Genomic DNA, 8,762 nt, shown 5'->3' with positions numbered 1-8,762 from the left:
CGGACGTGCCGTCCGGGCCCGGCGTCGTGGGATCAGTTGGCGCCCAGGTCCTGCAGCGCCTTCTCCGCCCCCCGGTGCAGCTTCACCGGATCGGTCTTGCGGGCGTTCTCCAGGTTGATGCCCTTGGCGGCCGGGTTGGCCTGGGCGAGGGCGTCCTTCTTCTCGAAGACCGTCCGGGTGATGGCGCAGGCCACGTTGGCGTCCAGGTTGTCCCGGACCAGCAGCACGTTCGGCACCACGATGGTCGGGCTGTCGGCGGCCGTCCGGTAGACGTCCTTGCCGATCGTGCCGGCCTGGTACGCCGGGTTGAGCTCGGCCATCTTCGGCAGCAGCGGGCTGATGTCGATGAACTTCACCTTGTCGCCAGCCGTGGTGAAGAGGTCGGTGACCCCGCCGGTCGGCACCCCGCCGGACCAGAAGAAGCCGTCGATGCTGCCGTCCTTCATGCCGTCGACGGTCTTGGTCAGGTCGAGCCGCTGCGCCTGGATGTCCTTGGCCGGGTTGAGGCCGGCGGCGGTGAGCAGCCGGTTGGCGATCACCTCGGTGCCGGACTTCGGCGAGCCGGTGGAGATCTTCTTGCCCTTCATGTCGGCGACCGAGGTGATCCCCGCGTCGGCCCGGACGACCACCTGGGTGTAGTTGTCGTAGATCCGGGCGAGCGCCCGCACCGGCTGCGGCGAGCTGAAGCTGCCCTTGCCCTGCACGGCGTTGACTGCGGTGTCGAAGAGCGAGAAGGCGACGTCGTACTGGCCGGCGACGAGCTGCTCGATGTTCTGCACCGAGGCGCCGGTCTCGGCGGCCGTGCCGGTGAGCTTGCCGCCGGTGGCTCCGGAGAGCTGGCCGGCCAGGGCGTTGCCGACGACGTAGTAGACGCCGGTGGCGTTGCCGGTGGCGATGCCGACCCGGGTGTCCTTGGCGACGTTGCAGGTGATCTCGCTGGCCGTGTCGTCCGTCGCGGCGCCGTCCTGGCGGCCCCCGCAGCCGGCGGCACCGGCCGCGACCAGGGCCAGCACCCCGACACCCGCGACTAACCGTGCATTGATCCGTCTCACTGATCTTCCTCCCCAGGGGTTCCGGATGGGACTGCCGGGGACGCGCCGGCCCGGCCGGCGGTCCTCCGTCGGATGAGGACGCCCGCGACCAGCCCGGCGGCCAGCAGGGCGCCGACGGCGATCGGCACGGGTTCGAGCCGGAGCAGGGCCAGCCCGCCGAGCGCGCCGAGGATCCGCTCCGGGACGCCGGCCGGCCCGACCCCGGGCAGCCAGCCGCCCGCGGCCACCGCCAGCAGGGCCACCCCGGCGGCGGAGACCACCGCGGCCACCGCGATCCGTCCCGGCCCGCCGATGCCCAGCAGCCCCAGGCCGGTCGGCGTGAGCACGAAGGCGATCGGGATGAGGTACGCGGGCAGCGCGTACCGCAGGGTCTGCCACATGGTCGGGACCAGCCGGCCGCCGGTCACCGCGGCGGCGGCCACGGCGGCGAGCGCGGTCGGCGGGGAGACCTCGGACAGCACCGCGAAGTAGAAGACGAACATCGCCGCGGCGGGCGCGGCGACGCCGAGGTTGAGCAGCGCCGGACCGATGATCACCCAGCCGATCACGAACGAGGCGGTGACCGGCACGGCCAGGCCGAGCAGGGTGAGTGCGACGGCGGCCAGCAGCGCCGTGAGCGCCAGCACCACGGCCGGCTCGGAGCTGACCGCCTGGGCCCCGCTCACCAGCAGCGCGGCGGCCTGTGGGCCGAGGCCGGTCTTGGTGGTGGTGGCGGTGATGATGCCGGCGGCGGCGCAGACCGCGCTCACCGCCAGCACTCCGCGTACGCCGCCGCTGAGCGCCTCGACCAGCCGTGCCGGGGTGAGCCGGTGCCGCCGGTCCAGGAAGGACAGCGCGGCGGCGAGCAGGGTGGCGATCACCACGGCCCGCACCGCCGAGGCGCCGGTGGCGAGCACCACGATGATCACGATGAGCGAGAGGAAGTGGTAGCCGAAGCGGGCCAGCAGCCGCCACGCGGAGCCGGTGGCGAGCACCACGGGGCGTACCCCGGAGCGGCGGGCGTCGATCTCGACGGAGAGCAGGATGCCCAGGTAGTAGAGGATCGTCGGCACCGTGGCCCAGCCGAGCACCTGGAGGTAGGACACGCCCAGGTACTCGGCGATGATGAACGCCGCGGCGCCCAGCGTCGGCGGGGAGAGGATCGCGCCGACGCCCGCGGCGGCGAGCATGCCGCCGGCCCGCTCCGGCGGGTATCCCGCCCGGCGCAGGATCGGCCAGGTGACCGCGCCGATGCTGACGGTGGTGGCCGCGCCCGAGCCGGAGACGGTGCCGAGCAGGAAGCCGGAGGCGACCGCGGTCCGTCCGGGCGCGGTCCGGGAGCGGCGGAACGCGGCGGCGGAGAGCTCGACGAAGAACCGGCCCGCCCCGGAGAGGTCCAGCACCGCGCCGTAGATGGTGAACAGCACGATGTACGAGGCGGCCACGTCCAGCGGGGTGCCGTAGAAGCCGCTGTCGGAGTTGTAGAAGGCGTCGACGAGCTGGTCGAAGTCGAGCCCGGCGTGGGCGACCGGCCAGGACTGCGGCAGCAGCCCACCGTAGTAGCCGTAGCCGAGGAAGAGCAGGCAGACCGCCGGCAGGATCCAGCCGGTGGTGCGCCGGCACGCCTCCAGCAGCAGGAGCAGCAGCACGGTGCCCATCGCCACGTCCAGCGGGTCGAGCAGGCCCTGCCGGTCCAGGAAGGCGTCGTACCCGCCGCCACCGGCGCCGATGGTCACCGGCAGCACCGGATAGAGGCAGCTCACCAGCGCGGCGACGGCCAGTGCCCAGTCCAGCGGGGTGGGCCCGCCGCGGTGCGCCGCGCCGTCCGCCGGCGCGGCCGCCCGCCACGGCAGCCGCAGCCCGGACGGGTACGCCAGAAACACCATCGGCAGTACGCCGGCCAGAAAAATGATCAGGTAATACTTGCTGCCCTGCGGAAGCGGAAAGAAGACCTGCCAGAGGGCGAGCAGCGCGATGGCGACGGTGGCGCCGGTGAACAGGAGTCCGACCGGTCCGGACAGGACCCGGCCCGGTTTCTCGTCCTCGAAACGGGCCGCGAGTTCCCGGGTGTCGTGGTGCCCGCCGGCCGGTCCGTCGTCGGCCCAGACCGGATCGCCCACCGCTCCCTCGGCGGGCGGGAGCGGCACCGGAGCCACGTCCACACCGGAGGTTGAAGCCGGCGGGTCGGTGGGCCGGGGCGTCGGAGGGGAGCCGTCGGGAGAGCGCACGGGCGACACGAGGGGGCACGATACGCGAATCGCACACACGATGGGAACATTGTCGATTGCGATTGCGGTACGTGACGGAAATGGTGCTCCCATTACTCAGCGCATTCGTATTCAGAGTGGTTTTCGCAATTCGTCGAGGAAAGGAGTGGTTCACTTCTTGAATCACGTCGCGTCCGAAATGGATCTGTCCACGATGCCGGACTGATCCGGATTTCCGGGCAACGCCTGGGCGATCACAGGGAGTAAGCAGATCACTCTCGGTGTGTGGGTGGGAGGCCGGGCGGATAACCGGTCGAGGCTGTCGGACCGGGCGGCTAGGGTCGGCCGGTGACCACAGCTCAGCCACTCATCCGGGCCCACGGGCTGGTGAAACGGTTCGGCGACTTCACCGCCGTCAACGGCATCGACGTCGAGGTACGCCCCGGCGAGGCGTTCGGCTTCCTCGGGCCGAACGGCGCCGGCAAGTCCTCCACGATGCGGATGATCGGCTGCATCTCCCCGCCCTCCGGTGGCGAGTTGCGCATCCTCGGCATGGACCCGGTCCGCGACGGGCCCGCGATCCGGGCCCGGCTCGGCGTCTGCCCGCAACTGGACAACCTCGACCCGGAGCTGACCGTCCGGGAGAACCTCACCACCTACGCCCGCTACTTCGGGATCCCGCGCCGGGTGGCCCGGGAGCGGGCCGCCGAGCTGCTCGACTTCGTCCAGCTCGCCGAGCGCGCCGAGAGCAAGGTGGAGCCGCTCTCCGGCGGCATGAAGCGCCGGTTGACCATCGCCCGGGCGCTGGTCAACAACCCGGAGATCGTGCTCCTCGACGAGCCCACCACCGGGCTCGACCCGCAGGCCCGGCACCTGGTCTGGGAGCGCCTGTTCCGGCTCAAGCAGCAGGGCGTGACCCTGGTTCTCACCACGCACTACATGGACGAGGCGGAGCAGCTCTGCGACCGCCTGGTGGTTATGGACGGCGGCCGGATCGTGGCCGAGGGTTCGCCCCGCGCCCTGATCGAGGAGCACTCCACCCGCGAGGTGGTGGAGCTGCGCTTCGCCGCCGAGTCGCAGGAGGCGTTCGCCGGCAAGCTGAGCGGCCTGGGCGAGCGGGTCGAGGTGCTGCCCGACCGCATCCTGCTCTACGTGGCCGACGGCGACGCGGCGGTCGCCGAGGTGACCGCGCGCGGGCTCGTCCCGGCCAGCGTCCTGGTTCGGCGCAGCAGCCTGGAGGACGTCTTCCTCCACCTCACCGGCCGGACCCTGGTCGACTAGCCGCCACCCGGCCCGGCTGTCTCGGGGCTGGAGCGCCACGGCGAGAATGAGCCGTTTGTCCGGCCCGGCCGCGGGTAACCGCCGGGCCGTGAACGCTGACGAACAGTACGAGCGCGGCCTGGAGGCGCTCCGGCAGGCCGCCGGCGGTGCCGGGCAGCGGCTCGTCGACGCCCTCGCCGACGTCTCACCCGAGCTCGGCTACCGGTCCGTCGCCTGGTCCTACGGGGACCTCTACGTCCGGCCCGAACTGCCGCGCCGTGACCGGGAGCTGCTGACCCTCGGCATCCTCACCGGTCTCGGCGGCGCCGAGGCCCAGCTCGAGGTCCACGTGAACGGCGCCCTCAACGCCGGCCTGACGCCCGCCGAGATCGTCGAGGCCCTGCTGCAGGCGGTGGTCTACTGCGGGGTGCCGCGGGCGGTCAACGCCACCCTCGTCGCCAAGAAGGTCTTCGCCGAACGCAACCTGCTCCCGGTCCGCCCCTCGGGAAAATGATCAGCGGACGCGCTCGCCGACAGTGACATGCCCGTGATGGAGAGCCTGCGCACTCTGAGTAATCGAGGCCCCTCTCCGGAACATCACACCGCGTTCGCCCGCTCGGCCTGAGCCTCGCTGAGCTGGCCCTTTCTCGTCGATCCCGGGCACCCCGGCGACCCCCTCGCGCCGCCTTTGCTCTGCTTCAGCGGACGCAACAGCCACGGTGCGTTTCTGTTGCGCCGATTGAAGCAGAGCAAAGCGAGCGGGACAGGGAGCCGGCCGGCGGGGGTCAGGTGACGGTCGGTGACCAGGGTTCCGTGCCGTCCGGGTGGTCTCGCCGTGCCCCGTCGGCCCGGCCGAGCCGGTGCCCCGACCGAGCGGAACTTGCGGAAGAACTGGCGCACGCCGCCGTCGCGCTGTCCCGAACCCGTGCCGGGGGGAAACTCGCGCGACGGCACCGGCGGCCCGCCGTAACGTGGCCGGCGGCCTGTCGTACCCGGGCGGTAGGAAGGCCGATGTGGGCGGAGCGCGGGGGTGGTCGACGTGAGCGTGGCGGAGCGGGCCGGGGCGGCGGTGCCCCGGGTGCCGGCGCTGGCGGTGCTCGCGCACTACCTGGTCGGCTACCGGCGCACCTGGCGGGCCGGCGTCTTCTCGTCCTTCCTGCTGCCGGTGCTCACGGTGCTCGGGTTCGGCGTCGGTGTCGGGGCGTACGTGGACCGCGGCGTGGGCGGGGTGCCCTACCTGGAGTGGCTGGTGCCCGGCCTGATCGCGTCCACCGCGCTGCAGGTCGCGGTGGCCGAGTCGACCTGGCCGGTGCACAGCAACTTCAAGTGGATCCGGACCTACCACGCGCAGGTCGCCGCCCCGCTGCGGGTCGGCGACATCATCGGCGGCCACCTCGCCTTCGTGCTGTTCCGGGTGCTCACCAGCGTGCTGGCGTTCCTGCTGGTGACCGCACTGTTCGGGGCGCTGCGCTCGCCGTGGGCGCTGACCGTCCCGGCGGTGGTGCTGCTGCTCGGCCTGGCGGTGGCCGCGCCGACCTTCGCGTTCAGCGCCGCCGTGCCCAGCGACAGCTACCTGGCGCTGTTCTTCCGGTTCGCGGTGATCCCGATGACGCTCTTCGCCGGGGTGTTCTTCCCGGTCGAGCAGCTCCCGGGCGGGTTGCGGCAGCTCGCGTACGTGACCCCGCTCTGGCACGGCGTGGACCTCTGCCGCGCCGCCACGCTGGGCGTGCCTCCGCAGTGGTCGGTCACCGGTCACCTGCTCTACCTCGCCGCCTGGGCGGCCGCCGGCTGGCTGGCCGCCCGGCGGGTCTTCCACCGCGCGCTCGTCGTCTGAGAGGGGAAACCGTGGTCGCTCTCGTCCTGCCCCGGCTGGTCGGCTCCGCGGGGGTGCGCCGCTCCGCCTCGGTGGCCGAGCGCAACCTCACCGCGCTGCGCAGCGCGTACTGGCTGGTGCTGCTCTCCGGCTTCCTGGAGCCGGTGCTCTACCTCTTCTCGATCGGCATCGGGGTGGGCGCGCTGGTCGGCGACCTCACCCTGCCCGACGGCCGGCTGGTCTCGTACGCGGCCTTCGTGGCCCCGGCGATGCTCGCCTCGTCGGCGATGAGCGGGGCGCTGTCGGAGACCACGTTCAACTTCTTCGGCAAGATGAAGTACATGAAGCTGTACGACGGGGTCATCGCGACCCCGGTGCAGCCGTTCGAGATCGCCCTCGGCGAGTTGGGCTGGGCGATGGTCCGGGGCAGCCTCTACTCGGCGGCCTTCCTGGTGATCATGGTGGCGATGGACCTGACCACCGCGGTGCGGGCGGCCACCGCCTTCCCGGCCGCGGTGCTGGTCGGTTTCGCGTTCGGCGCGCTCGGCATGACCGTCTCCACCCTGATGCGCAGCTGGCAGGACTTCGACCTGATGGGCTCGGCCCAGTTCACCCTCTTCCTGTTCTCCGGCACGTTCGTCCCGGCCGAGGCGTATCCGGCGGTGCTGCGCTGGGTGGTCGAGTTGACCCCGCTCTACCGGTCGGTGCACCTGATCCGGGGCATCTGCGTGGGCGCGTCCGGCTGGTCCTGGCTGCTGGACCTGGCCTACCTGCTGGTGCTGACCGTCGGGATGCTCGCGGTGGCTTCGCGACGGATGGGGCGGATGCTCTACAAGTAGGTGGTTATCCGGCCTGGTCGTCGGGGCATCCCACGGGGACGACGCGACGACGAGGGAGATGCGATGGCCGCCGAGGAGTCTTCCGCCCGCAACGGGCACGACCGGGTCCGGCCGGTGGGACCGGACGACGGGCCGGAGAGCCCGGCCGAGCTGTCCGGTACCGGTTGGCTGGCGACACTCAAGCGCACGGTCAAGGAGTTCCAGGAGGACAACCTCACCGACTGGGCCGCCGCGCTCACCTACTACGGCGTGCTCTCCATCTTCCCGGGCCTGCTGGTGCTCATCTCGGTGCTCGGCCTGCTCGGCGAGCGGGCCACCAAGGGCGTCAAGGACACCGTCGACCAGGCGGTGCCGCAGCCGAGCATCCAGCAGATCATCGACGGGGCGATCGAGCAGGCCGGCAGGTCCGGCGGTCTGGCCAGCATCGCGGCGATCATCGGTCTGCTCGCCGCCTTCTGGTCCGCCTCCGGGTACGTCGCCGCCTTCATGCGCGCCTCTAACAGCATCTACGACGTGCCGGAGGGGCGGCCGGTCTGGAAGACCCTGCCGATCCGGCTCGGCGTGACCGCCGTGATCGGGCTGATGCTGCTGGCCAGCGCCGTGATCGTGGTGTTCACCGGCGGCCTGGCCGAGCGGGTGGGCAGCGCGATCGGGCTGGGCTCGACCGCCGTGACGGTGTGGAACATCGCCAAGTGGCCGGTACTGCTGGTGCTGGTCAGCCTGATGTTCGCGATCCTCTACTGGGCCTCGCCGAACGCCCGGCACGGCGGCTTCCGCTGGGTCAGTCCCGGCGGCGTGCTGGCCGTGGTGATCTGGGTGGTCATCTCCGGTCTCTTCGCGCTCTACGTCTCGAATTTCGCCTCGTACAACAAGACCTACGGGGCGCTGGCCGGCGTGATCATCTTCCTGGTCTGGCTCTGGCTCAGCAACATCGCCATCCTGCTCGGCGCCGAGTTCGACGCCGAACTGGAGCGCGGCCGGGCGATCGCGGCCGGACACCCCGCCACCAAGGAGCCGTACGTCGAGCTGCGCGACGACCGGAAGCTGAAGAAGAAGCGCAACTCGGCCACCCGCCGCTGACCCGTACGCTGGGTTCCGCCCCCGCCACGCAGCGCGTGTCGGGGGCGGTTTGTTTTTCTTGATCCACTCCCGCTTTTGCTCAGATTGACAAAAGTTTGGACAGGATCTGCTGAAGCTATGGACACGTCACCCTGAAGCCTCCTACTGTGTCGGACACGACACGTCGCCGTTGCGTCGATGTGAACGACTCCGATGCGGAGGTGAGTCCCGGTGCGGACGGTGGACCCCCTGCACGTACAGCTCCTGCGACTGCTCCGGGACGAGGGCGCGGTCTCCCGCGCCGAACTCGGCGACCGGTTGCAGATGCCCCGCCCGCGCCTCCTCGCGGAACTGGAGCGCCTGGTCGGCCTCGGCTACGTCGCCGAGGCCGGGCTCGCCGCCTCGCGGGGCGGTCGACGGTCCACCCTGGTCGAGTTGAGCCCGCACCTGCGCTTTGCCTCGGTGGACCTGGGCGCCAGCTCGATCGACGTCGAGGTGGTGAACGGCCGGCTGGAACCGGTGGCCGCCTACACCGAGCAGGCCGACATCCGCT

Annotated in this window: 8 protein-coding genes; 6 read left to right on the top strand and 2 right to left on the bottom strand. The window is 71.5% G+C overall.

What is annotated here, in order from left to right; genetic code table 11:
- Positions 1 to 32 precede the first annotated feature (32 nt).
- Both ACWEVO_RS21345 and ACWEVO_RS21340 read right to left on the bottom strand, forming a co-directional pair.
- Positions 33 to 1,052: a TAXI family TRAP transporter solute-binding subunit gene (locus tag ACWEVO_RS21345; protein WP_452309284.1), complete on the bottom strand. Its 1,020-nt coding sequence runs from the start codon at positions 1,050 to 1,052 to the stop codon at positions 33 to 35.
- Positions 1,049 to 3,178: a TRAP transporter permease gene (locus ACWEVO_RS21340; RefSeq protein ID WP_452309283.1), complete on the bottom strand. Its 2,130-nt coding sequence runs from the start codon at positions 3,176 to 3,178 to the stop codon at positions 1,049 to 1,051. Before ACWEVO_RS21340 ends, ACWEVO_RS21345 begins: the two co-directional genes overlap by 4 nt.
- A gap of 408 nt (positions 3,179 to 3,586) precedes the next feature.
- On the opposite strand from ACWEVO_RS21340, the gene ACWEVO_RS21335 reads away from it, so the two are divergent.
- The 6 genes from ACWEVO_RS21335 to ACWEVO_RS21310 all read left to right on the top strand — a co-directional run.
- A complete protein-coding gene (locus ACWEVO_RS21335; RefSeq protein ID WP_452309282.1) occupies positions 3,587 to 4,519 on the top strand; it encodes an ABC transporter ATP-binding protein in 933 nt (310 codons plus the stop codon).
- An 88-nt stretch (positions 4,520 to 4,607) separates the two neighbouring features.
- The gene (locus tag ACWEVO_RS21330) at positions 4,608 to 5,012 is read left to right on the top strand and encodes a carboxymuconolactone decarboxylase family protein (protein WP_452309281.1); all 405 of its coding nucleotides are present in this window, start codon (positions 4,608 to 4,610) and stop codon (positions 5,010 to 5,012) included.
- A gap of 525 nt (positions 5,013 to 5,537) precedes the next feature.
- A complete protein-coding gene (locus ACWEVO_RS21325) occupies positions 5,538 to 6,332 on the top strand; it encodes an ABC transporter permease (RefSeq protein ID WP_452309280.1) in 795 nt (264 codons plus the stop codon).
- Between the two features lie 11 nt (positions 6,333 to 6,343).
- A complete protein-coding gene (locus ACWEVO_RS21320; protein ID WP_452309279.1) occupies positions 6,344 to 7,150 on the top strand; it encodes an ABC transporter permease in 807 nt (268 codons plus the stop codon).
- A gap of 63 nt (positions 7,151 to 7,213) precedes the next feature.
- Positions 7,214 to 8,230: a YihY/virulence factor BrkB family protein gene (locus ACWEVO_RS21315; protein ID WP_452309278.1), complete on the top strand. Its 1,017-nt coding sequence runs from the start codon at positions 7,214 to 7,216 to the stop codon at positions 8,228 to 8,230.
- A gap of 210 nt (positions 8,231 to 8,440) precedes the next feature.
- Positions 8,441 to 8,762, top strand: a 322-nt coding sequence (locus tag ACWEVO_RS21310; protein WP_452309277.1) for a MarR family transcriptional regulator, incomplete at its 3' end; no start/stop codon positions are given.

It is taken from the genome of Micromonospora sp. NPDC003776 (assembly GCF_053605645.1).
Note: the sequence above shows the minus strand (reverse complement) of the source record. Positions and strands in the feature narration are given on the sequence as shown.

Excerpts from the sequence above, each read along its gene's own strand:
- ACWEVO_RS21315 (WP_452309278.1), top strand. The coding sequence starts at position 7,214 with ATGGCCGCCGAGGAGTCTTCCGCCCGCAACGGGCACGACCGGGTCCGG.